Below are 24,547 nucleotides of genomic sequence, written 5' to 3' on the forward strand. Positions count from 1 at the left end.
ATAGGTTGGCAGATTCATCTGGCAACAAAGCTATGTTTTCAAGTCCGTTCGGCTGACAAACCTCTATAACCAACTAAATTTCAAATATTTCAAAGAACAATTTTAAGTTTTAATGGGACAGTAATGAATTAATTAATTAATTAATTAATTAATTAATAACGGTCAACTCTATTTAGGGAAGTACATTTTGAATAATAGCGGTCAACACTAATCAGGGACGTACAAAGATCTACCCTCTCCATACTACCCTCTATCTACCTACTCTCGGCCTATTCCCCATCCACATAATCCTGTAGATATTCAAACCGTTTTGTGAGCTGACCATCTTTAGTGATTTTGGCGCGTTTAAGGATACCACGTTCATCGTCGTTGAAAAATGCAGGAATAACGTGCTCTAGAAACATTTCGCCAAACCCTTCACTGGCATCCTTTGGAAGTTCACAAGGTAAATTATCCACCGCCATGACGGTAATGGCATTTTTAGCATCAAATGCAACCTCTTTTTCCGTTTGGGCATCATAGCCGTAAAAAGGATCAGCAATGGTTGAAGCCCTTATAGTAGATGCTACTGGTCCATCAATATCACAACTGATATCTGCCACAAGATTTATCTTGAAATCTGTTGATTTTGCATCCTCTCGAGTGAATAAATACGGTGCATTGTTTCCATAAAAATGTCCGGCAACAAACAGGTCTGTTTCTTTGGCATAGGGCATGAAATTGCTTTCATAATCTTCTGGGTATTTATAAAACTTTAGCTTGGAGCCAACTTTACCGTCCTTACGTTTGTTATAATCCATAACATCAATCATACAGTACACGGGTTCCGTAAACTTTGAGGTCAGATAGAGTGCCGTGCTTATTTCTTTTATCTTTAAGTGATCTATGATTTCTTTGGCGCCATAAGCGACTTTGCCTGTCCCAGAAAGCAATATCTTAATCGGCGGAATAGTTATTTTATCCAATTCTCTCTTCACAGCATTCAGATCGTCCAGCGTTTCCACTTTTGGCAAATTGAACAATCCATCTCTCAATCCCAAGGCTCTGAACCCATTGTAAGCTCCGACCAATCCAGCATATCTTCCAAAACCGATCAAGCGGGTTCCACTTTGTTTGACGATGGTTTCATGGTCGTACAATTCGATGTTCTTTTTCAAAATTGCTTGGAGCAAACTCCGATTATAGGACTGTTTCTTGATGGTATGTGAAAAAAAGAAATATTTTTTGTTCGGAATCAGGGCTTCAATCGGAACTTCCTTAACACCCAAAAACACATCTGCATCTGAGACATCATCAGTCACTTCAAATCCCAATGCCCTGTAAGCCGAATCCGGGAAGACCCTGATATCACTCGACTCCACAATAAATTCAGCCTGTGGAAATCGAGTTTTGACATTTAACAATTCCTCAGGAGAGAATACGACACGTCTGTCTGGTGGGTTTTTACGTTCTTTAATAAGGGCAAATTTCATATAAAAATGGAATTAGACATTCCCTTAAATCCGATAGAGATCGGTAGGGAATTTTATTAGTTTAGTCACTCCACGAAAATAAGTCGATTTGAAAGCTTTCGCAAGCATTCCCTAATTAAAATATTTATGAGATTTAGTACATATCAATGTGCAGATGGACTTGCCAAGATCCCATGACCAGTTTACAAGTTGATCATTGAATAACTATCGTTCATTTTTATAAAAACGAGCCCATCCTGATCAAATAATTCAGGACAAATACATTTTAGTCCAAAGGTGATTTATTTCTTTATGGCAAAGAACGGCTTCTCGTAAAAGGTCAGTCGAATTCCGAAAAGCAGCACAATTCCCCCAATAACCATTTGTAGCGAAATTTGTTCATCGAGCAACCACCAAGCCAGAATTGACGCCAATACTGCCTGCCCCAACAAACTCACAGACACTCGCGTGGCTCGCATATGCTTGGTCGCAAAACTGATAAGCAGCCATGCCAAAAGCTGACATACCACACCTTGTATTACCAATACCAACCAGCCTGCATTCGAAAAACCCCCGAAAGGCTCGCCCATAGCATAACTCAGTATCCCCAATGCTACCACCGAAGAAAGCAGACTAACCGTCATAAATGTCATGACCTCGAGCTCACCCAAAATCCGTTTGCTGGTCAACATGTAGATGGCATAGAGCATCCCGGATAAAATTCCGAAAATAAAGGCCAAATTAAAATCCAAGTTCAGAAATAAATCTAAACCCACCAAGAGTACCATACCTAGAATAGCCACCACGGTTCCAGTCCAAAAGTTCTGTTTTGGTTTATCCTTTAAAAATAGAAATGCTCCTATCCCTACCCATACCGGTGATAAATTGGTCAATAGCGTAGCCTGCGTAGCAGTTGATTGTTGAATGGCAATATTCCAGACGCCAACATCCAATCCAAAAACAACCCCACAAATGACTGAGAGCCAAAATGCCTTTCGTGACGTCACCTTAAACTGCTTCGTGATAATCACATAGGGCAAAAGGATGGCAGAAGCTACCGCCATTCTATAAAAAGCAGAAATAAGTCCGGGCGTCAAATTCAGCTTCACCAAAATTGGAAATATGGATATACAAATAATACCAATGGCTAGCGCAACTCTTGGTTTTGTCATGCTTTTAGGCTTTAAGTTTAAAGTGTGCAAAAGTAGTCTTTAATGATCATTATTTCATTATACTAAATTAGCTATTTGCGATACTATATTATCCCACAAAATTTCCAATTTCATGATATATAAAGAAAATATCACCATTTTATTAGTCTGTTTTCTACGGTTTTAACGGTCAAGGTCATTATGGCATGTTTCCGGACGAATAGTTCTGATGGCATAGTTTTTGAAATAAGTTGGATGAAGTTGTGAAGTTAGACAAAACTTTTTGGTAACTTTGCACGCTGCGTTTGCGATAGTGGTTCCGAAGTATTTGGGACTTGAGTTCCTTGAAAAGAGCTACTGCCGAGAGCGTGACCCGAAAGGGAAGCTGCTTATGATTAGGCAAGCGCATAAATATTGAATATTATCTTTTTAATAAATAGATTCCTGCTTCCGCAGGAATTATGGGGTCGACTGGTTTTGACAGCGAGATTTATTGAACGGTAAGCACGTCGTGTAATGAAATTGAAACACGTAAAAGACTATTTCAAACTTTTAAACGGCGAGAATAACTACGCTTTAGCTGCGTAATCCGAATTACAGTAGGATTTGCTAATCCCTACTAGGTAGGGAAGCTAAATGTCTCTTGAAAGCCCTGGTCAGCGGCGGTCAGCTTAGAGGCATCGTAAAAGTTGACATAGGGAGCAAAGTGCTTTGATTTGCTCCTGAAACTAAAGAAGCTAAGTTGTAAGTAGGTTGTCTTTAACCAGCTTGCAATCGAAAAAACAAGAAAAGAATAAACGTGTAGAAAGCCCTTTGGTAACTTGTTTGGACGAGAGTTCGATTCTCTCCGACTCCACAATTAAGCGTAACTTCGTTACGCTTTAAAACATAAGAAGTGCAACAAGTTTACTTGATTGCACTTTGTTGTTTTAAAGCGTCTGGACTGCAAGGACAGGAAGTTACATTTACAGAATAGGAGTCATTTGAGAACAGCGAAGTTAATCACTCCGAATCAAAAACTCATCAAAACTATGATGTAATTTATATCATCGGTAGTTTTAAAGCATAGAAAACACAATTTTTGCATGATTCTATCTTTTAAGGTGTCGTTGTTTTAAAGTTCTTGAATTATCTTTCTTTAATTTATGACCCATTGTTTTCTTTAAATAGGCTCAATTTAAAACAGCCATTTTATTTTTTCATCTTCAAGGATCGTTATGGTTTTATTTGTATTAAATTACGAATATGCTCTTAAAACACTTTATATGAGTTCAAATCCAACTACCTCCGACCAAAATATTTCAGTGACATTGCCAGTACGCATAGGCTTTGCTGCTATTGAAACCTTTCTGAAGAAAAAATTCATTGGCACCACTATCAGTAAAAATAACGCTAAGGGAAAGGCGTCTAATTATTTTAAGATACTGGATCTTAACCTATCTGAAAGTCAAACCGATCCGTATAATCTACAACTAAGGCTCAAGCTACAGACCCTCACCCTTATATTCCACAAGAAAGACATTGAAGTGTCGGTTCTAGCGGATTTAAGGTTGGATGTCGAGACCCAACAATTATATGTCGACGCCTACAACATTAACAGCAGCGGAAAAAGTTGGGTTGCAAACATTGTCCTGAAATCTATCCTCAACACCTTTATTTATAAAAAAATCATCAATACTTTAAGCATTGATTTACTGCCCATACTGCAGGAAAAAATCGATCTCCTCAATGCCAGGTTGGCATCAGAGCTCAAGGCCTCAAAAAACATTTCAATTATGGGGAATGCAGAATGCTTTACTATTACTCATTTTAAGATCAAAAAAGATAAAATCTGGGTGCTCATCCAAACCAAAGGTTGGTGTGTTATTGCTATTGAAGATTTAGAGGTTTAGGATGTTTTAATTACCAGCATGATATTATTTATACCAACGAAATTGGTCAAAGCGTTAAATTCGGTTGTGTAAATTAAATATCATGATTTTAACCTGATTCATTTTGATTATTGAAAGCTAATATGCAATTACATATAAAAATCCTGTTTATAGCATTAACGGATGCCATAGAACCCATTTGATGTTACCTATTGAACGTTTTGAAATCTCTATGTCCTGTGAGTTTATCTTTAAGTTCTGCAAATTAAGAATTATCATAAAGATGATACGGGCGATTTGGGATATTTAATAACCATAAAAGCTTTAGCAAGAGGTGAATTTGAGATATTATTAGTTATTTTTGAGATTGACCGCTTTCTAAAAATCAAACCTGTTCATTCCACCCTATTAATGGAGTGGGATCAATAAACATTCATGATTAAAAATTATTTATTTGTACTGCTGAACCTCGCATTTATAACCACTGGATATTCACAAAAAGAACGGAAAGTGGTCTTCATTATCGCCGATGGCATTTCTGCCGATGTCATCGAGCAACATGATTTTCCCAACTTAACTAAACTCAAGGAAACGGGTTCTTACATTCGTGCTTTTCAGGGTGGCGAAAAAGGAAATTATAGCCAGTCCCCAACCATTTCAGCAGTTGGTTATAACAACGTACTTACTGGGGTTTGGTTCAACAAACACAATGTTCCGGACAATGCTATAACAGATCCAAACTATAATTACCCAACGGTATTCCGTTTGCTGAAAGATGCCTATCCCAATAAAAAAATAGCGATATTTTCAAGTTGGGAAGACAATCGCACCAAACTGTTGGGCGAAGGGTTAAAGGAAACTGGCAAGCTCAAGCTCGACTTTGCCTTTGATGGTTATGAATTAGATACAGAGCGTTTTCCGCAGACCCATTATTCTTTTATGAATGACATCGACGCATTGGTTGCGGAAAAAGCTGCTCAAACCATCAGGGAAGAAGCTCCAGATCTGTCTTGGGTCTATTTTCAATATACCGATGATATGGGCCATCGTTTTGGGGATAGTCCAGAGTTTTTAGCTGCCATCCAGGATATGGACAGACGGGTTGGGACTATTTGGGAAGCAATCGAAGAACGCGAGAAAAACCATAATGAAGAGTGGCTCATTATCGTCACTACAGACCATGGTCGGGATGAAGGCAGTGGCAAAGGTCACGGTGGACAGTCGGACCGACAACGTTCAGCTTGGATTTTTTCGAATAAAAAATTGAACGAGAGTACCCCGTGGAGGACGGCTTCCGTTGTGGATATTTTACCAAGTATCATTTCTTTTCTATCGATTGATATTCCGAGGGAGACGTTATTTGAGTTGGACGGCTATTCTTTAATCAGCGACTTATCGGTAATAGATCCAAAAGTGAATTACTTTCAGAACACCTTAGACATTACTTGGATACCCAATGATTCAAATGATGTAAAGATCTGGGGATCAGCTACCAATAATAAAAAGACTGGTGGCAAAGATACTTACACCTTACTTGGAACGTATCCCAATAGCGATGGGAGCGCCGTTATTCCTATAAATCAAAAAATAAATTTATTTTATAAAATCGTGATTGAAGGAACGAACAATAGTATAAATCGATGGTTTATTAATAAAAAATAAAATACTATGTATAGAATAAAGAATATAACTGCCCTCCTACTCCTTTTACTTTTGAGCAGCCAAATGAACGCACAGTTAAAGGACGCTAAGCATGTCCTTCTTATTGGTGTGGATGGCTTAGGCGCGTACGCCATTCCACAAGCTGAGATGCCACATTTAAAAAGTTTAATGACGAAAGGCTCATCGAGTTTTGAAGCACGGTCGGTATTACCATCTTCGAGTGCAGTGAACTGGGCATCTATGTTGATGGGGGCAGGTCCAACCTTTCATGGCTATACAGAATGGGGAAGTCAAGTGCCTGAAATTCCTTCCATAGAAACCACAAAAAATAATTTGTTCCCGAGTATTTTCAGTTTAATTAAAAATCAAGTGCCCGATGCAAAAACTGCAGCTATTTATAGTTGGGGTGGGATTGGCTATCTTCTGGAAAAAGACGTGATTGATTTTGTGATTCCTACCAAGGACGATGAAACGCTTACCGTTTCAGAAGCTTCCCGAATCATTAAAGATCATCAACCATTATTTACTTTTGTCCACCTTAGCGAACCTGATAATGTTGGGCATGGCATAGGTCATGATACGCCCGAGTATTACGCAGAGTTAAAGAAGGTAGATGAGCGAATTGGAAAATTGATTGCAGCCGTAAAAGAAGCAGGCATTGAAAATGAAACCATTATTATGGTAACGGCCGATCACGGCGGAATAGACAAAGGCCATGGCGGGAAGAGTTTAGTTGAAGTACAGATTCCGTGGATTATTGCAGGACCCGGCATCATTCAAAACCAAAAGCTCGATAGTTCAATTGTCACTTATGATACGGCAGCAACCATTGCGTTTATTTTAGGGTTGGAAATGCCTCAAGTATGGCGTGGACAAGCGATAAAAGAGGTGTTTAAACCTTAAAATACGCTATTGATGAAATTGCGAATTTTAATCGCTCTCAAAGACGTGCTTGGCATAATTCAATCCCAAAGCGTCAAACCGTTCTCTCATTTTAGTCAACCGAACTTTAAAGTCTGACCAATCTCTATGTTCTTGTGAGGACCAGACCACTTCTGACAATGCAGTCATTCTTGGCAACACCATGTATTCAGCATGTTCAGGAGTTTTTATATATTCTGACCAGAGATTGGCTTGTGCCCCCAAAATATACTTGTGAAATTCTTTAGGAAGCGCCTCTGGAATGATATTTAAACCATATACCTTTTCTACGGAAGTGAAACCGCCAATGGCAAACTTTTCTTTTGCATGATCTTCTTCAGGAACCTGATACGCGTCAAAATAGACATGTGATGCCGGGGTCATGATGATATTGTGACCGTTTTTAGCGGCTTCAATAATTTCATCCTCGCCAGTCCAAGATCTCCAGAACATCACGGCCACTTTGAAAGTTTGGACAAATGAAGCACGTAAATAATTGTGGAACTTTGGTTGTTTCCTTCTTCTTCCCAACTTATTTCAAAAGATTTTTGATCAAAATTATTTTTATAACTAAGTAATTTGCCATTTACCGCCACTGGATACGTCCGAATCAAAACCTCTTTAAAATAGCTCAAATCTTCAGTCCCTGGATCGTAAGACCAATAGACATTGCCCATTAGGTTCTCTTCAATCAATGAGATGGCATTTTTTGCTACGGGAATAACACTTTCTGAATTGCCGTAAAATGCACCCCATTCGCCCAGCCAAACTGGCATTCTTAACTGTTCGCCTTTACGTTTAATTTGATTATAAATATAGGCCACCCGCTCGTTTGAAGCGCTTGCCACCGCATCCGTATCTGTTACCAAATCGTAACCGTGTGGTGCATAGGCAACCAATGGATCAGGCGTTCCGTCAGGCAATGTCGTTCTTTCAATACTGCTGGCCACACCCGTATTTCCGTAATAACTATGCTCCAAAAACAAGATATGAGTGGTATCCACCTCGCGAATGGCATTCGCCACTTTTTGGTACATTTTCTGTAAATACTGAGTTTCGAACTGTTGGTTAAGTTCAAACAATTGGCTAAAAACAAAATGATAATTTTCTTTGTTGGACAATATCTGTAAAGCCTCCATCCTGCTCTTTTCATCTGCCCACATGGCTCCCAATTGCTCTTCATCCAAAACCTCACCAGTCAATTTGTAATGCAACTGTCCGTAGGCAGAGAGCAACACTAGTGTAGACTGTACTCCAGAAGATCCTGGAAAAGGTTCGTTCATCAAATCATAACCAATCACCGTGGTATTATTGGTGTAGCGTTTGGCAATGTGTTGCCAAAGTGCCGCATAACGATCTTGGATCCCGATGCCATCTGAGGCAGGTTTATTGAGCCAAAAATTATCAAAAGCGGTTTGGACGGCTTCGCTCAATAAATAGGAATCGCTCCAAATGGCGCCTTCCGTATGGGGTTTACCTTCGTCTAAAGTGGCCCATTCAGGTGCCCCATCACTATATTTTACGCTGAAAAGATCTTGGTGCATCTCCAACACCACGAAAAGGTTATTTTGTTCTGCCCATTGAATGCGCTCATCAATTTCCTTAAGATAGTCTTCATTATAAACCCCAGGCTCCGGCTCCAACCGATCCCAAATAATTATAAATCGGATGCAATTGACGCCCCATTTTGAAGGTTTTCATAGAGTTCTGGACCACTCTGAAAAATATAACCTTCGGCTTTGTCCTTGCTGACAATATTGATGCCATTAAGGATGATTTCTCTCCCTTGATCATCTGTAAATTTGTCCCCTTGCACTGTTATAGTGGTAGGAAGAACCCTTTCTAAAGGCTCATCTTTCACACAAGAGACTAAGAAACTCATGCCCAATACAGTCGCAAGCAGATAGCTAAAAAATATGATTTTCTTGATTTTTATATGTTGTTTTTTCATCTACTTCTTTCTTGAATACTTATAAACACCCTCAGCATTTAAGTGAAAAGTCAGTCTTTCATTATTGACTTTAAGTTCACCCGACTGGTTAGGTTTCCCTTTAATCTTGGCCTCCTCAACAAGACCATCTTTCCAAAAGATATCGATTTCAAACCCACCTCGGGCTTTTAGGCCTTTGACTTCTCCTGTTGGCCAGGCCTCGGGCAAAGAAGGCAACAATTCGATGATTCCTGATTGCGATTGGAGCAGCATTTCCACCATCCCGGAGGCGCCTCCCATATTGCCATCCAGTTGAAATGGCGGATGCGCACACAGCAAATTTGAATAAGTTCCACCAGCCGTTGACATCTCAACACTTGTATCAGAAACAGGTTTCAATAAATTTTTTAGCATTTTGTGCGAACGATTCCCATCATTCAGACGTGCCCAAAAGTTCATTTTCCAGGCACGAGACCAGCCGGTGCCACTATCGCCACGAGCGTTTAAGGTCACTCTTGCTGCTTCGGCCAATTCTGGAGTTTGAGCCGTTGAGATTTGATTCCCAGGATGAACGGCAAACAAATGGGACACATGGCGATGATCGCTCTTTGGGTCATCCACATCTTCGGTCCATTCCTGTAGTTGTCCCCAAGAACCAATTTTAGGTTTTAAAATGGCGTCTCTGGTCAATTTTGCGTTCGCGGTGAATTCATCATCGATTCCTAAAACCTCAGCCGCTTTGATACAGTTGTTCAAGATATCCCAAGCAATTTGATGGTCCATAGACGCACCTTCCGATATCCCGCCATGCTCGGGAGAATATGACGGGGTGGAAACTAAATTTCCGTTATCATCCTTGGTCAGATAATCTATCCAAAATAAAGCGGCTTCCTTCATCACGGGATAGGCGTTTTCCTTTAGATAGGTTTTATCTTGGGTAAAGTCATAATGGTCCCATAAATGTTGGGAAAACCAAGCCGCACCTGTAGGAAAGAAACCCCAATCCACACCCCATCCCGGTGAGGTATAACCAAAGGCATTGGTCATGGTATTGGTCATCCAACCTCGGGTATTGAAAAATTCCTTCGCAGACAATTTCCCCGGTTCCACCAGACTTTCTATAAAGTCCAAAAACGGCACGTGACATTCAGAAAGATTGGTCAACTCTGCGGGCCAATAGATCATTTCCAGATTGATATTGCTATGGTAATCGGCAGCCCATGGCGGATTGGTGGAATGGTTCCATTTGCCCTGTAAGTGCATGGACATCGTGTTGGGGCGACTTGCCGAAATCATTAAATATCGTGCGTATTGAAAGTAGAGACTTTCTAAAGCATTATCATCCGAGCCGTTGGCGTAAGCAACCAAGCGTTCGTTGGTAGGAAGGTCAACCTTCGGACTTTTGCCCAAATTCAAACTCACGCGATCAAACAAATTGGAATAATCGCCGACATGTTCATTTTTTAAATCATCATAAGTTGTGTTGTCCCACTTTTGCACTATCGCGTTATTGGCAGACTTATAATCATTGCCCTTATAGGTCGGATAATTTAAGGTGTAAGCTGTAGCCGAAGTGTTTAAGATGATGACATCCGTCGCACCCTTTATATAAATAATCCCATCCTTGTAGCTTATTTTCCCATCTGATAATTTTAAAGACATTTTGGTTTCGAAGGGCATTCCGTTATCGGCGACTTTTCCTTCATAGGTGTAAATGCCGTCACTAAATTCCTGTGCAACCATCACATGAGGCGTTTCAAATCTGATTTCATAATCTGTCTTTTTAGAGCTTTCAAACCGATAGACCATGGTATTACTCGGATAATTTCCGAAATAGGTTCGATTGTAGGTCTCCTTCCCAATGCTGTATGCAACCTTGCCCAGAGCATTACTGATGTCAAGACCGCGTTTATAATTGCTCACGTTTCCAGAGTGGCCTACCTTTATGAAGATATCTCCCATAGTTTGTTGGGCCCCATAATCTCCGAATTCTGCATTGTATTGCTTACCAGTATCAATGATTCCGGTGAATTGCGATTGGGTAATTCTATGGGCCTCAGCCTTTTTTCCTTCTTTTAATAAAGCTCTTACCTTTGGCAAATGTTTATGAGCGTCTTTTCGGATTCCGAAATTGTAATCGGGATTGGAATCAGGCCCGCCAGACCATAGCGTGCCTTCTGAAAACTGAATCTGCTCTTCCTGTAGGCCTCCAAAAAACATGGCACCTACATAACCGTTGCCTATAGGCAAGGCCTGAGTCATCCAATTGGTAGCAGGCTCGTTATACCATAATTCCAATGTCGTTTTGTCTTGGGCACAAGATGAGATGGTCATTAAAATGATAGACGCGCCTAGTGCAAGCTTAATTTTTAATTTGGTCATTTATTTCTTAATATTTAGGGTTTGTCTGTTTTGAATTCTTTACCAGAATATCATTATAAGACATGTTTTTGGCGGTTATGGTTGCCAAATTGCTCATATCGATTTCTTTAATTTTGAAAGAACCATCGGTACATTCAATCTGTCATGTGGTATTGGCATTCTCCAAAGAAACTAAAATTTAGCATATATTGAGAACCTAATTTCTCATATTTAATTTTTAAAACTCTTCGTTTAATCAATTATAAGATTTTCTTTGATCATTTCTCTATGGACAATCGGGAAAATCTCGCAATTGCTTATGGTTCTATCATTAATTTTTTAGAAAGAGGTGAAATGGCACTCAAGCCGAGGTGTTGTTCACACCAATAGATGGTGTTGCGTTTTGCAGTTTTTTAAAGGCATTAAAACACCCATCCCATCACGAGCAACATCCGAGGCCATTATTTCATGTTTTTTTCAATAGTTTTAGAAAATAAGGTCTGGCGGGATAGAATCATATATAACGATGATGGCCTCTATGCCGGTTGTGATGATCATTCCCTTCTATGCACTTAAGCTTGGGATTAGGATGGTCTTTTCTTCTGTTTTTACCACTATAATTATGCAGTTCGATGGCTTTCGAAACTTTTGAATTCAAAGACGATCATCGATTTCCACAATCCCTACAACCAACACCACATACAGCCTATAATTAAATATTTGCTTTCCTTAACTGTGCGAATCCTAAAGGTTTACTCATGTAGTTATAGTTAAATAAAGTGCCTGCAGGCAAAACAGGAATATTGATTTCTATGGGATAGAAATGGCAAATGCTTGAGAAAGATTTAAAAAGCTGATTTTTAAATTAAAAGATTACCAATAAACTATCAGCACTGCTCTGTAAGCACTTCTGATAGCTTTAAAATCCCTCTCAATAGTAGCGACTATTTTATATTGAAATTTACAATAAAGACTATTGCAATAAATATCATATCAAGCTCTAATCCATTGGAATACCTGGTTGAGTTATTCTATAGCCTTTACTTTTTTTGTCTTTTCTGACCATTTCCTTGACATCGGACAATAGTTTTTTGGCATCATAAATAATGCCGTCCTTTATGGTGTATTTTACGCCTCCCACCCGAACGACCTCATTGTTTTCAGTTATTCTTATAGCGCCTGTTCCATAAAGAGTTTGAAAGTTCACTAATGGATTTTCTTCCACAATGACAAAATCCGCCAATTTACCAACTTCAATAGATCCAATGTCATTTTCCATTCCCAATGCTTCTGCACCATTTAAGGTCGCTGCTTTTATGACCTCCAATGGATGAAATCCTGCTTCACGCAAAAGCTCCATTTCACGAGGGTATGAAAAGCCATAAAGTTGGTAAATAAAGCCTGCGTCAGTACCTACTGTTACTCTTCCACCCCTATTTTTATAATCATTGACAAAATTCATCCAATGTTTATAATTGGTCTTCCACTCGATCTCTTGTTCAGTTCCCCAATTGAGCCAATATGAACCATGAGACTCACGGCTAGGGGCATAAAAATCCCATAAGCTTGGAAGCGTATATTCTTGATGCCATTCCACAAGACGTGCTCGGGTCAAATCTCTATTGGCTTCATAAATAACGAAGGTGGGTGTCAAAGTAAAATCAAGAGCCAGGAGTTCGTCCATAACATCATTATATTTTTTGCTATTAGGTGGCGCTGCTTGTTTCCACAACTGCCCAGCTTCGCCAAAACGATCCTGCTCATTTTGATAATTGTAGTCCAATGAATAGTCTTGAACAGTTCTATCATGAAAAAGCGCCTCGGGCAAACCGTACCAGTGCTCCATAGAAGTTAGTCCAGACCTTGCACTATTCAACACGTTCCAGCTCCCCACATACGTTTGCGAATGATGCATTTTTGAGCGCAGCCCTAATTTCTTATTTTCATCCAATGCTGCAGCCATCACTACGGGTGTCGCTCCAAAGAATTTGATGCCATCGGCCCCAAGTTTGGCATTGCTCCGCACCCATTCTCTTGCCTGCTGATCGGTGGCAATAGGGCTTTTGCTATTCTGCCCAAATGACGTATAGGCTTTAATTCTTGGTGCCGTTATTTCATTTTTTTCACTTCTCCGCTTTTCATCAAGAGTCCAAGCGATTCCATTCCCGCTACTTGGATCCACAATGGTAGTAATTCCGTGGCCCATCCAAAGTTTATAAACATATTCTGCCGGTGTCCCCTGAGATCTTCCTCCAATATGGGCGTGACTGTCCACAAATCCAGGCATAATGTACATTCCTTCAGCATTTAATTCTTTTCCACCAGCTTTTAAAACTGGTCTCCTTCCTTCTTTAATCGGTACTCCAGGATATCCAACGACTCGGACATCTACGATACGATTGTTTTCTACAACAATATCTACAGGTCCCATTGGAGGCGCCAAGGTACCATTGATTAGCGTTGCCCCTCTGATAATTAATTGTGACCAAGGGCCCTCCCCTTCCTCTCGATCAGGCGCTTTTTCAATTTGGGCGAACATCAGAGAGGATGACAAAACGGCAATAATCATTAGTATATTAAATTTCATAGATCTAAAATTATAGATTTCAATGTTGAATCCTTGAATTTATCAAATACATGGCATTCTTAAAAGCTTCTTCAGGAAAAATCTTAAAATTACACTAATTCCATATTTTCCATTTTGGATAATTACTCCCCCAGTAAAGGTTTGACAAAAAAGTCTTTTCGTGAATGGTGGCTAAAATCAACTTGGATTTTAAGAACACAGCCCTCATTTTTATTCCATTTACCCAAAAGTAAACAGAATGGTTAAAACGCTTCTTCCACTTCTTATCTCGTTGTAATACTATGTTACTCTATCGGCCATACTTTTTACTTAATAGTTGTCATAATCTAATTGAAGAACATATATTAGCTATGCGATCTTTATTTCATCTTGAACCGTCATGTTTAGTTTGATAATAAGGATCTATCATTTTTACTTATAGAAACAGGGAAGTTATTTTCAACCTGTTGTCAATTTTAAAATGGAAACAGAATAAATATTTAAAAAACAAATATATGCCAAGTGTTTTAATTGAGGTCCGAAAAGACTATAATGAGGAAGACGGGAAAAAAATCATAAATGCTGTCCATTCTGCATTACAAACCGCGTTCAAAATTATTCCAACAGATAAAGTTGTGCGATTGGTTGTCCATCCACCACATAGGTTTGCCTGCCCATCAAACCTTGATAAACCAGAATTCTACACATACATAAACATTGATGCTTATAAGGGCCGTTCAATTGATGCGAAAAGAAGTTTATACAAAAACATTGTAAATAATCTAGAAGCTTTAGGCATCCCAAAAGATCATGTTCTCATCCTTTTGAGAGAAGCTCCTCAGGAAAATTGGGGCATAGACGGCGGTCAAGTGGCCAGTGAAGTCAATCTTGGGTATAAGATTGACGTATGATGTGGGGATGTTTTCCTTCAGCGATTCCATCTGAAATAGAAAGCCATACTTTCAACAGTCGTGATACTTTAGGCCAAAGGAAAAGTCTCGACCAATTTAGGTTAATAAAACACCCATTTGGAACGAGACTTTTAGCACTTTATTTTTCCAGATTGACGTGGAGAACGCTCCTATTTCCCAAATAAATTGTAATAATGGGCGGCAGCTGCCAAATCTTCTAAGGCATGCCCTACGGATTTAAATAAAGTAATGTGCGCGTCGTCGCTTCTACCTGAATGTTTTTTGGTGGCCATTGAAAACAAGTCGGCCTTAATATCTTGTTCCGTCAATATTCCGGTCTTTAATGGAATAACAATATCTCCACTTTCTTTTAATCCACCCGCATAAGTATCCACAAACACTTCCGATCGTCTTATGGCATCATCATCAGCCTCTCGCATATCGGGACGATAAGCTCCAACCAAATCGACATGTTGACCTGGTCTTAAGTACTTGCCCAAAACAAGTGGTGTTGGTGAAAGGGTCGCGGAAGAAATGATATCGACTTCGCTAATTTTATCTTCAAGGTCCTCTATAGGAGTTATTTCGAATTTTTCCCCACTCAATGCCTCGCAAATAGCCTCCGCCTTATCAAAATTTCTACCCCAAACAAAAACTTGTTCAATGGGCCTAACACTTGCATGAGCCTTAATAAGGTTTGGGGATAACGCTCCAGTCCCAATCATTAGCAGTGACTTGGAATTTTCTCTGCTCAGGTATTTTGAAGCTAAGGCCGATGCTGCAGCCGTACGTTTTACCGTTAAACTTTTAGCTTCAATGATCGCTTTTATGGAGCCCTTTAAGGCATCCAAATAAATATAAATGGCCTGAATGGCAGGTAAATCGAATTTTCCATTTGCTGGACTGACCGTTGCTATTTTCACACCGGCTTCCTTCCCTGGATTCCATGCTGGCATCAATAATAGAGTGGATTCCATTCCAACTTCCGGGTTAGGGAAATCATGATGATGCCGCATTGGAACCAAAAGCTCCTTGTTTGAAAACATTTTTTCCAGATCAGCGATTAAATTTGGGAAATCTGTGTTTTTTTCTACAAAATCTGCATCAATTTGAATTATATTTTTCATAAATTTTATGAGTTTAATGGTTAACAAGTATGTTTTACTCGTGTAAATCGTATAAATCCTTTCACTCTATAGGCCCACTTGAGGCTATTGAAACTATAGAAATAAAAAGCAAAGAAATCCCATTAACTAAGGTCGGTTAGTTAATGAGATTCTTGGATATATTATAGTCATTGATATAGGATGACTATTAAACGAAGAATAGGTCTACTAAAGATTTTTGTAATCTGGTAAAGTAGGCCTGGTTTTTAGACAATCCTCAATTGTCTTTATAGCATATTTCCTTTCCTCTCCAATAAGTGGAAGGCGTGGTGCCCGTACGTTTTCAGTACCGAGTCCTGTATAGACCTCAGCCAGTTTTATGTTTTGAACCAATTCTGGAACAATATCCAATTCAAATAACGGCATAAACCATCTGTGAATGTCCAAGGCTTCCTTAATTCGTCCCGCTTTGATCAATTGGTACATGGCCACCGTTTCTTCTGGAAATGCACAGACCAGACCTGCTACCCAACCGTCAGCTCCTAAAACCATGCTCTCAAAAGCGATGGTGTCCACTCCGGTCATTATCTTCAATCTGTCTCCAAAACGATTTTTTATTCGGGTGATATTCATCGTATTTCGCGTCGATTCCTTTACCGCCTCTATATTGTCATGTTTTAATAATTCATCAAACATGTTATGGGTGATCTCTATTTTATAATCCACCGGATTATTGTACACCATTATTGGTAAAGACGTGTTTTTCGCCACCGAGTTAAAAAACTCCAAAGTCTCTCTATCGGTAGACTTATATCGCATTGGAGGCAACATCATGAGGCCAGACGCTCCGTCTTCTTCCGCCATATTTGCAGCCTTTACCGCAGCTCTAGTCGACTGTTCCGCCAGGGTTATCATGACGGGCACTTTACCTTTAACCATGTCAACTGTAGTTTTTGTCAAACTACGTTTCTCTGCTTCTGTTAAAGTACTTGCTTCACCTAATGTACCCCCCAAAACAATACCGTGAACACCAGCATCAAGTTGTGCTTTAAGATTGGTTTCAAACATTGCAAAATCTAAAGTATCATCATCATTAAATTTTGTTGTGACTGCCGGCATAATGCCTTCCCATTTTACACCCATAGTTTTAAATTTTTATTCGTGTTATTATTAATTAGCAAAGTTAGTTAAGAAAAGTATGGAGATATGGTTCTTATTTATCAACTATTGATACTATATTGCCCTACCTGTAGCAAATATTGTTTTTTTTGAGTAATATTAGGGTTGATTTTAGACAAAATTCCTAAAAAAAGAAATTCGTACTAAATCAAAACAGACCAAACCACTCAAGCCAACTTGTTCAAAAATCCCAAATAAGGTCAATCGTCATGAAAGTACTGCCTTTTAAAATACCAAAACCAGAACATTATGCTTTGGTTTATCAAGAAGACATAGGAACCTCATTCTATGATCAATTACACCAACATGAAGAGATCCAGTTGAGTTATATTATTGAAGGTGAGGGTAAGTTGATTGTTGGTGACACCATCAATTTCTATAAACCCGATGACATTCTGGTGATTGGGAGCCACCTGCCCCATCTTCTAAAAAGTGACACCAGCGTTGGCGGGAAGTCGAAAATGCTGAGCTTGTTCTTTAGCAAAAAGGCCTTTGGAAGGAGGTTTTTTGAAATGGAAGAGACTAAGGCCTTACAGTCATTCTTCACCAGAGCCACGCATGGCTTTAAAGTAGTTTCTGAAAAGGAAGCAATGATCCAATTATTCTTAAGATTAAAAACTTCTCAAAAATTGGATCAGTTTTTAATTTTGTTGGAATTACTAAAATTGGCATCGACATGTGAATATAAAAGTTTATCCTCTTTTATATACGACAAACAATATTCGGACTATGAAGGAAACAGAATGCGTAATATTTTTGAATTCACAATGAGCAATTTCAATACCAACATCACTTTAGAAGCGGTATCGGAGAAGGCAAATATGACCAAAAATGCTTTCTGCAAATACTTTAAGAAACGTACCAATAAAACCTATTTTCAGTTTTTAACTGAGTTGCGCGTAGAACATGCCACTAAATTATTGCTTTCAAAAAACAAACTCACCGTTGCTGAAATAGCTTATGAATCGGGATTTAAAAACATCTCTAATTTTAACCGACAATTTAAAGACATCAAGAAAAGCACACCATCCGATTTTAGAAAAAAAAGAGTCTAATTCCTTTATAGTTATTATGGATTAACTGGTAAAAATATGTCTAAGAACACTCATTCCCTTTTGAACGGAACACGTCCACAGGTTAATAATCAGTGCCTATCCAAAAATCGACACTTCAATCTGTAAACCATTATTCTAGCTTAATCAATGAGATATCTCAATGAACTTGCACCTAATATTTTACGCCAAAAGGGTCCTCAATAGACAACATAGGTTCCGTAAACCATTTTGGTCCTAGTTTGGTCATATAAACATGATCTTCATGGCGAATACCAAATTGGTCTGGCACACAGATCATAGGTTCGATACTAAAACACATTCCTGGTTCTATAACTGTCTCTTCATTCCTGACCACATAAGGCCATTCGTGAATATCCAGGCCAATTCCATGCCCAGTACGATGTGGCAGTCCAGGCAAAGCATAATCCGGCCCTAAACCATGAGCCTCGATAACAACCCGCGATGCATCATCAATAGACGAAAACGTGTTTCCCAATTGAGCGGCATTAAAGGCTGCCTGTTGGGTTTCCTTTTCCAGGTTCCAAATTCGTCTTTGAAGGTCGCTTATGGCACCGAACACATAAGTGCGGGTAATATCTGAAAGATAACCATGCAATTCACAACCGGTATCGATCAAAACCACCTCTCCGTCTTCCAAATTCTTGGGTTCCTTGACTCCATGTGGAAATGAAGTATCCACCCCGAACAACACGATGCAAAAATAAGATCCTGAAGGAATACCATAACGCTTATGCGCTTCGTGAATAAAGTCAGTGACTTCTTTCGCGCTAATGCCCACATGTAGAATTCTCGCTACCGCTTTTTGAACTTCCATGGTAATGTTCATGGCATGCTGAATAATAGCAATTTCTGCTTCAGATTTTACCATTCTGCAACCCGCGGTGATCGGTTTAGAATTAACGAGTTCAAATTTCCGGTTTGCTTTTGCAATACCATCGCTAATAAAAAACGGAGTACTTTCATCAATTAGAACCACACCTTCATTCACACCATTTTGAGAACATATTTGGGCCAACAACTGATAAGGACTTTCGTGTTCTTCCCAACAATGAATGGTCCCTTCAACCTCCATAAAATCTAAAATTGTTCCTTTTTCAAAACTTGGAGCGATATAGTGCAAGCTTCCATTTGGAAATAACAAAGCACCAACCATACGTTCACTCGAATTCCATTTGGTCCCGGTAAAATAGTACAGATTTGTCCCTGCATGTAGATACATGACTTTTCCGTTTTGATGTTGCATTAATTTGCAAGCCTTATCAATACGCGTATAAAATTCACTTTTTTGAATAGGTTTTACTACATGTGCATTAGGGACAATTGCATTTAATTCGGCTTTAATTGTACTCCCACCGATTCCGATTGTTTTCATAGTTTTCTGTATTTTAAAAGGTTCTGTAGGGATGAAAAGAATATTTAGCATTACCCATCTCCCAGCGCATCTTTTTATGTCTTTTTTGGATTGGACTTATCCGTTTCTTGATCAGAATGCACACGATACTTTTCTGATTGTAATAATATCTACAAAGATAACTTTTTACTCAACATTGACCTTCTCATTCCATTGGTCAGAATAAATCCGTCGGCTCGATAAATTTTTCGATAGTTTTTATAGAGGTGACTTACCATATGCCCCCATACAATCACATTCATTTTTTCCATCAGATGATTGTTTGAGACAACTAGGTTGCAGCTTATTTTAACACATAAATTCACCGAAAAACCAACATGAACATTTCAAATAACAACAAATTTAGATGGAACATGCTGGCTAGAATAATAGACGATTATCCATAACTAATACTATAGTATCGAGTTGTTAAAATTTTAACATATAGAGGGTTTGAAAAATTGTTTTATTTAAAAAAAAATACAATGTTTGATATACAAGAATTTAAATTAACAACATAATGGAAAGAAAATTAAATGGAATTTTTACACTTTTTTTAGTGTGTTTGGCGCAACTCTGTTTTGCGCAACAAAAGACCGTTTCAGGGGCTGTTACTGATGAGGAAGGCTTGCCTCTTGTAGGTGTAACCGTACAAGTTCAGGGGACAACTGTTGGCGCTCTAACGGATTTCGACGGTAATTTTGCAATTCAGGCTTCCGAAGGTCAAGTTTTGGTCTTTAAGTATGTAGGATATGCAACGCAACTAATTACTGTCGGCAATTTAAATACTATAAACGTCACCATGCTCGTGGACACCGCAGCGTTGGAAGAGGTTATTGTAATGGGATACATATCAAAACGTAAGGATGATATGACTGGTTCTGCTGTACAATTAGGATCCGAAGAATTACAACAAACAACCACAGTTTCTGTTGATCAAGCTTTGCAAGGTAAAGTTGCTGGATTGAATGTTAGTACCACTTCAGGTACACCGGGGTCCACGGCCGATATTCGTATTAGAGGTAGAAGTTCAATTACTGCTGGCAACAGTCCTCTCTATGTGATCAACGGGGTACCAATTATCAATGAAAACGTGAGTGGCGCAGCTAGTGGTTCTTCCTTATCGGCATTGGCAAGTTTGAACACCAATGATATTGCAAGTATCACAGTTCTGAAAGATGCTTCTTCCACGTCCGCTTATGGGGCACGTGGAGCCAATGGAGTTATTGTTATCACCACCAAAGATGGTGTGGCAGGCAAGACCACCTTTAATTTAAGTTCTTCTTACGGATTTGCCAACGATGCCATAGACGGACCGGAGGTTCTAACCGCCGCAGAAAGAGAGATGTTATTCTATGAATCGCTCTACAACTCTTATGGTACAGCTTATGGGTTTTCAAAGGATGGCGCTAAACAGTTTTATTTAGACAACTTAAATTCTTTTGGAAATGACTATGTGGTCTGGAATAACGCGGGAAGACCTGAAGGTAACTGGGCAAGTGTAATCACGAACAACAACGCGCCTATTCAAGAACATAACATTTCGGCTACTGGAGGTGGAGACGGTCATAGTTTCTATGCTTCACTTGGGTATTTTGATCAGGAAGCAACCGTAATTGGTTCAGATTTCCAACGAATTTCAGGTTCTTTGAATTTTACCAAACAATTTAATGATAAACTATCATTTAGTACGTCTAATACGGCATCTCACAGTTACCAGGATGGTACTTTAGAAGGAAGTGCCTATTTCTCCAATCCACGTTCCGTCAAGTTTTTTATGCCTCCAACTTACCAGCCATATAATAATGATGGGACCATAAATTTAGACACCAATTTACCCAATCCATTGTGGATTTCTCAAAATGATATTGATGAAAATAGGCTAACCAGAATTCTTTCAAATAACTCTGCAACATGGCAGACGCCTATCGAAAATCTATCATTTAGCACAAGAGCATCGATAGATTATCGGATTAGCAATTACAAGAGATACCGAAACAGGATATCCGGCGATGGCGACAATACCAATGGCTATGGATATCAATCGCACAATAGCTCTACAAGTTATGTGTTCCAAAACAGATTGGATTACAATTGGATGTCTGGGCATCATTCTTTAGACCTTACCTTATTGCAAGAATACCAAAAAAACAGAAACTATTTTTTAGCAGCAGATGCTGAAGAATTTGGGACTGATGGGTTAACCAACCTTGCATCCGCGGGTTCACCAACGCTTGCAACTTCTTCATTCACGGACTGGGCAGTAGCTTCATATATGCTAACCGCTTCTTACTCTTTCGATAAAACCTACGTATTAAACGGAACTTATAGAAGAGAAGGAAATTCGAGGTTTAGCCCTGAAAATCGATGGGGTGATTTTTATTCCATAGGTGCTGCCTATAATTTACACAGAGCAAACTTTTTTGCAGATAATGAAAATATAAACATGCTAAAGTTACGTGCTTCTTACGGCGTCACGGGTAATGCCAATATCAATTTAAATAATTATCAGGTTCTTTACGGATATAGTGCCAATTACGGGGGAACTTCAGCTGCATTCCCTTCACAGTATGGAAACAGTGATTTAACTTGGGAAACGAGCCATACACTCGATCTTGGTCTCGATTTCGCATTCTTTCAAAACAGACTGGATGGATCTATAGCCTACTACTCCAGAGAATCCAAAGATCTTCTTTTGGATGTGCCATTATCGTTCACGACAGGGTTTAATCAGCAAACAAGGAATATTGGAAGAATGAGCAATAAAGGATTTGAGGCCGAATTGAATTACGCTATTATCAGATCTGATGATTTTAATCTAAGTTTAGGAGGTAATTTGGCATTCAACAAGAACGAAGTGCTAGAATTAGCTAAAGATGCCGCAGGGAAGGATATCACCATTACCACAGTTACACAACGGGTAGAAGTTGGACAACCTGCCTATGCCTGGTATATGCCAACATGGTCGGGTGTTAATCCTGAAACCGGAAATGATGAATGGTATCTCAATGGTAAGGACGGAGAAACAACTACTAATTTTAATCAAGCTGCTAAAGCTTTCCAAGGGGGCAGCGCGCTTCCAGAGCTGACCGCAGGGCTGAATTTACATGTGGACTATAAAGGGTTCTTTATTGACGCAAGCGGATTTTACCAAGGTGGACATAAAGTTTACGAATCATGGCATCTCTATACCCATCAAGGGAATGCCTATTCTCTAAATTTATACCATGGAATCAACACAGTTTTAGACAGATGGCAAAAGCCGGGCGATATTACCAGATATGCCAAAGTAAAGGATAGCTATGAGCCATGGAGGTACAATTCCAAATTCCTTTTTGACGGTGCCTTTGCCAGACTAAGAAACGTAACCTTTGGATATGATTTTTCTGATCAAATAAATAAGGCTGCGGGAATACACAGTGGAAGAATCTACATCCGCGGAACAAACCTATTGACATGGGTAAAGGATGACAACCTCGTTTGGGATCCGGAGGTAAATGCTTCAGGTTTCACAGATATGTTCACCCCACCTACTAAATCCATAATTCTAGGTGTTAACTTTAATTTTTAAGATATTATGAAAAAAATAATCAATAGAATCGTATTTACCTTACTCATAACTGCTTCTGTGCTGATGGGCTCATGTACCACCGAGGATCTCAACCCTTCACTGGAGCAAAATAAGGAAGGAAGCGAAGCAATTATTACAACTGCAGATCTTGAAGGAATCCTTAAAGGGGCCTATAACAGAATGACCAGTTTTGAATATTATGGTCGTGACTATATTGTAACAAACGAAGTAAGAACTCCAAATACCTGGGCAAACGGAAGGTCTGGCCGTTTTACTACAGAAGCGGGGTTCGCTTATAACGCAAATAGCACATATATTTGGGACAATGCATATGCAGTTATTGCAAGTGCAAACATTATTATTAATGCCGATATTGAAAGTCTCAAAGATTTTGCATCAAATGGAGACTACGCAAAGCATCTTCAGGGACAGGCCTATGCCATCAGGGCATTAGCACATTTTGATCTGGTAAAGGTTTACGGACAACAACATGTTGATGGCGGATCTGGATTGGGTGTGCCATATCTATTGGAATTCAAAGGTGGCGATGGAATTCCTCCTCGCGGAACCATTGCAGATAATAAAACGCAGTTATTTATCGATGTTAAAAATGCCTTTGATTATATGAGCGATGATTTTTTCGATGGATCAAAAGTGTTTATCTCTAAGTATACTTCAAAAGCTTTGGAATCTAGAATGGCTGTGTGGTTTGAAATGTGGGACGTTGCAAGAGATGCTTCGATTGCAGTCATGAATTCGAATTTATATTCCATCGTTCCTGCTGATCAATTTGTCAACTCTTTTGCCATCGATGGTCCACAAAATTCACTTTTCGGATTGGCATTTGACAGCACTGATAACGAAGGGATCAATGGGTTGGAATTTATTTATAGAGGAACGACCTATGGAGATATTTCTGTGACTCCAAATGCTTATTACGATCTTTATGACCAAGGAGATGTGAGAACCGAAATTTTGGGCACCGAGCAAGTTGGCTCTAACTTAAGATTGAGAAATCTTAAAAAATACCCTGAGAGAAGTTCAGACGTCACTTTATTCCGTTATGAGGAGGTGATTTTGAATTTGGCAGAGGCACAAATGCATCTCAATGAACCAACAATCGCGCTTGGCTATTTGAATATGATTCCCGAAAACAGAAATGCAGATCCTTATACTGAGGCAACAATTGCCAATATCTTGGAGGAAAGAAGAAAAGAATTTCTTTTTGAAGGATTATATTATTGGGACTTACAGAGATTAGGGATGGACATTGTAAAAATTGATTCTGAACAAAATATCAATCAAACAATTCCGTACGGAGATCATAGAAGAATTCATCCGATACCTCGAGCTGAACTCGATGCCAATTCAAACATAGTTCAAAACCCTGGGTACTAAATA

The 24,547-nt window shown here is 39.2% G+C and carries 17 protein-coding genes and 1 other RNA gene; 8 read left to right on the forward strand and 10 right to left on the reverse strand.

Translation table 11 applies throughout. The annotated features are described in order from the left end of the window. Positions 1-269: 269 nt before the first annotated feature. Both G6N06_RS13870 and G6N06_RS13875 read right to left on the reverse strand, forming a co-directional pair. Complete coding sequence (locus G6N06_RS13870) at positions 270-1,472, reverse strand: NAD(P)-dependent oxidoreductase (RefSeq protein ID WP_163517391.1); 1,203 nt, start codon at positions 1,470-1,472, stop codon at positions 270-272. Positions 1,473-1,753: 281 nt separating this feature from the next. After that, entirely contained in the window at positions 1,754-2,623 is an 870-nt protein-coding gene (locus tag G6N06_RS13875; protein WP_163517392.1) for a DMT family transporter, read from the reverse strand. Between the two features lie 442 nt (positions 2,624-3,065). Here G6N06_RS13875 and ssrA point away from each other — a divergent pair. The 4 genes from ssrA to G6N06_RS13895 all read left to right on the forward strand — a co-directional run bounded on the left by ssrA (position 3,066) and on the right by G6N06_RS13895 (position 7,038). Then, positions 3,066-3,461: a transfer-messenger RNA gene (gene ssrA / locus G6N06_RS13880) on the forward strand. Positions 3,462-3,867: 406 nt separating this feature from the next. Then, the gene (locus G6N06_RS13885; RefSeq protein WP_163517393.1) at positions 3,868-4,494 is read left to right on the forward strand and encodes a DUF4403 family protein; all 627 of its coding nucleotides are present in this window, start codon (positions 3,868-3,870) and stop codon (positions 4,492-4,494) included. Between the two features lie 414 nt (positions 4,495-4,908). Further along, complete coding sequence (locus G6N06_RS13890; RefSeq protein WP_163517394.1) at positions 4,909-6,135, forward strand: alkaline phosphatase family protein; 1,227 nt, start codon at positions 4,909-4,911, stop codon at positions 6,133-6,135. 6 nt (positions 6,136-6,141) lie between these two features. Beyond that, complete coding sequence (locus G6N06_RS13895) at positions 6,142-7,038, forward strand: alkaline phosphatase family protein (protein ID WP_163517395.1); 897 nt, start codon at positions 6,142-6,144, stop codon at positions 7,036-7,038. Between the two features lie 27 nt (positions 7,039-7,065). Here the strand turns inward: G6N06_RS13895 and G6N06_RS13900 are convergent, their stop codons facing one another. From G6N06_RS13900 to G6N06_RS13920, 5 genes are all read right to left on the reverse strand, one after another. Continuing rightward, positions 7,066-7,509: a family 20 glycosylhydrolase gene (locus tag G6N06_RS13900; protein ID WP_163517396.1), complete on the reverse strand. Its 444-nt coding sequence runs from the start codon at positions 7,507-7,509 to the stop codon at positions 7,066-7,068. Continuing rightward, positions 7,509-8,699: a glycoside hydrolase family 5 protein gene (locus G6N06_RS13905; RefSeq protein WP_163517397.1), complete on the reverse strand. Its 1,191-nt coding sequence runs from the start codon at positions 8,697-8,699 to the stop codon at positions 7,509-7,511. The genes G6N06_RS13900 and G6N06_RS13905 overlap by 1 nt, the downstream gene beginning before the upstream one ends. A gap of 14 nt (positions 8,700-8,713) precedes the next feature. Further along, positions 8,714-9,007, reverse strand: a complete 294-nt coding sequence (locus tag G6N06_RS13910; RefSeq protein ID WP_163517398.1) for a hypothetical protein — start codon at positions 9,005-9,007, stop codon at positions 8,714-8,716. Continuing rightward, on the reverse strand, positions 9,008-11,368 hold the full coding sequence (locus G6N06_RS13915) for a glycoside hydrolase family 95 protein (RefSeq protein WP_163517399.1): 2,361 nt from the start codon (positions 11,366-11,368) through the stop codon (positions 9,008-9,010). Between the two features lie 979 nt (positions 11,369-12,347). After that, complete coding sequence (locus G6N06_RS13920) at positions 12,348-13,934, reverse strand: amidohydrolase family protein (RefSeq protein ID WP_163517400.1); 1,587 nt, start codon at positions 13,932-13,934, stop codon at positions 12,348-12,350. Positions 13,935-14,428: 494 nt separating this feature from the next. On the opposite strand from G6N06_RS13920, the gene G6N06_RS13925 reads away from it, so the two are divergent. Then, positions 14,429-14,824 (forward strand): tautomerase family protein, encoded by a 396-nt coding sequence (locus tag G6N06_RS13925; protein ID WP_163517401.1) that lies wholly within the window; start codon positions 14,429-14,431, stop codon positions 14,822-14,824. 170 nt (positions 14,825-14,994) lie between these two features. Here G6N06_RS13925 and lhpI read toward each other — a convergent pair whose 3' ends face one another. Together lhpI and G6N06_RS13935 are read right to left on the reverse strand one after the other, a co-directional pair. After that, entirely contained in the window at positions 14,995-15,951 is a 957-nt protein-coding gene (gene lhpI / locus G6N06_RS13930; RefSeq protein ID WP_163517402.1) for a bifunctional Delta(1)-pyrroline-2-carboxylate/Delta(1)-piperideine-2-carboxylate reductase, read from the reverse strand. Between the two features lie 207 nt (positions 15,952-16,158). Continuing rightward, entirely contained in the window at positions 16,159-17,073 is a 915-nt protein-coding gene (locus G6N06_RS13935) for a dihydrodipicolinate synthase family protein (RefSeq protein ID WP_163517403.1), read from the reverse strand. A gap of 245 nt (positions 17,074-17,318) precedes the next feature. On the opposite strand from G6N06_RS13935, the gene G6N06_RS13940 reads away from it, so the two are divergent. After that, entirely contained in the window at positions 17,319-18,164 is an 846-nt protein-coding gene (locus G6N06_RS13940; protein WP_163517404.1) for an AraC family transcriptional regulator, read from the forward strand. Between the two features lie 172 nt (positions 18,165-18,336). Here the strand turns inward: G6N06_RS13940 and G6N06_RS13945 are convergent, their stop codons facing one another. Continuing rightward, positions 18,337-19,557 carry a M24 family metallopeptidase gene (locus G6N06_RS13945; RefSeq protein ID WP_163517405.1) on the reverse strand — a complete coding sequence of 407 codons (1,221 nt, stop codon included), beginning with the start codon at positions 19,555-19,557 and terminating at the stop codon, positions 18,337-18,339. Positions 19,558-20,095: 538 nt separating this feature from the next. Here G6N06_RS13945 and G6N06_RS13950 point away from each other — a divergent pair. Both G6N06_RS13950 and G6N06_RS13955 read left to right on the forward strand, forming a co-directional pair. Next, positions 20,096-23,146, forward strand: a complete 3,051-nt coding sequence (locus tag G6N06_RS13950) for a SusC/RagA family TonB-linked outer membrane protein (protein ID WP_163517406.1) — start codon at positions 20,096-20,098, stop codon at positions 23,144-23,146. Between the two features lie 6 nt (positions 23,147-23,152). Next, positions 23,153-24,544 (forward strand): RagB/SusD family nutrient uptake outer membrane protein, encoded by a 1,392-nt coding sequence (locus G6N06_RS13955; RefSeq protein WP_163517407.1) that lies wholly within the window; start codon positions 23,153-23,155, stop codon positions 24,542-24,544. The last annotated feature ends 3 nt before the right edge of the window (positions 24,545-24,547 follow it).

Origin of the sequence: Gelidibacter japonicus, from assembly GCF_010725055.1 — a bacterium.
In the GTDB taxonomy this organism is placed as follows: Bacteria; Bacteroidota; Bacteroidia; order Flavobacteriales; family Flavobacteriaceae; genus Gelidibacter; species Gelidibacter japonicus.

Excerpts from the sequence above, each read along its gene's own strand:
- G6N06_RS13925 (WP_163517401.1), top strand. The coding sequence starts at position 14,429 with ATGCCAAGTGTTTTAATTGAGGTCCGAAAAGACTATAATGAGGAAGAC.
- G6N06_RS13890 (WP_163517394.1), top strand. The coding sequence starts at position 4,909 with ATGATTAAAAATTATTTATTTGTACTGCTGAACCTCGCATTTATAACC.
- G6N06_RS13895 (WP_163517395.1), top strand. The coding sequence starts at position 6,142 with ATGTATAGAATAAAGAATATAACTGCCCTCCTACTCCTTTTACTTTTG.
- G6N06_RS13900 (WP_163517396.1), bottom strand. The coding sequence starts at position 7,509 with ATGTTCTGGAGATCTTGGACTGGCGAGGATGAAATTATTGAAGCCGCT.
- G6N06_RS13870 (WP_163517391.1), bottom strand. The coding sequence starts at position 1,472 with ATGAAATTTGCCCTTATTAAAGAACGTAAAAACCCACCAGACAGACGT.
- G6N06_RS13950 (WP_163517406.1), top strand. The coding sequence starts at position 20,096 with ATGGAAAGAAAATTAAATGGAATTTTTACACTTTTTTTAGTGTGTTTG.
- G6N06_RS13920 (WP_163517400.1), bottom strand. The coding sequence starts at position 13,934 with ATGAAATTTAATATACTAATGATTATTGCCGTTTTGTCATCCTCTCTG.
- G6N06_RS13885 (WP_163517393.1), top strand. The coding sequence starts at position 3,868 with ATGAGTTCAAATCCAACTACCTCCGACCAAAATATTTCAGTGACATTG.
- G6N06_RS13945 (WP_163517405.1), bottom strand. The coding sequence starts at position 19,557 with ATGAAAACAATCGGAATCGGTGGGAGTACAATTAAAGCCGAATTAAAT.
- G6N06_RS13875 (WP_163517392.1), bottom strand. The coding sequence starts at position 2,623 with ATGACAAAACCAAGAGTTGCGCTAGCCATTGGTATTATTTGTATATCC.
- G6N06_RS13915 (WP_163517399.1), bottom strand. The coding sequence starts at position 11,368 with ATGACCAAATTAAAAATTAAGCTTGCACTAGGCGCGTCTATCATTTTA.
- G6N06_RS13910 (WP_163517398.1), bottom strand. The coding sequence starts at position 9,007 with ATGAAAAAACAACATATAAAAATCAAGAAAATCATATTTTTTAGCTAT.
- G6N06_RS13955 (WP_163517407.1), top strand. The coding sequence starts at position 23,153 with ATGAAAAAAATAATCAATAGAATCGTATTTACCTTACTCATAACTGCT.
- G6N06_RS13935 (WP_163517403.1), bottom strand. The coding sequence starts at position 17,073 with ATGGGTGTAAAATGGGAAGGCATTATGCCGGCAGTCACAACAAAATTT.
- lhpI (WP_163517402.1), bottom strand. The coding sequence starts at position 15,951 with ATGAAAAATATAATTCAAATTGATGCAGATTTTGTAGAAAAAAACACA.
- G6N06_RS13940 (WP_163517404.1), top strand. The coding sequence starts at position 17,319 with ATGAAAGTACTGCCTTTTAAAATACCAAAACCAGAACATTATGCTTTG.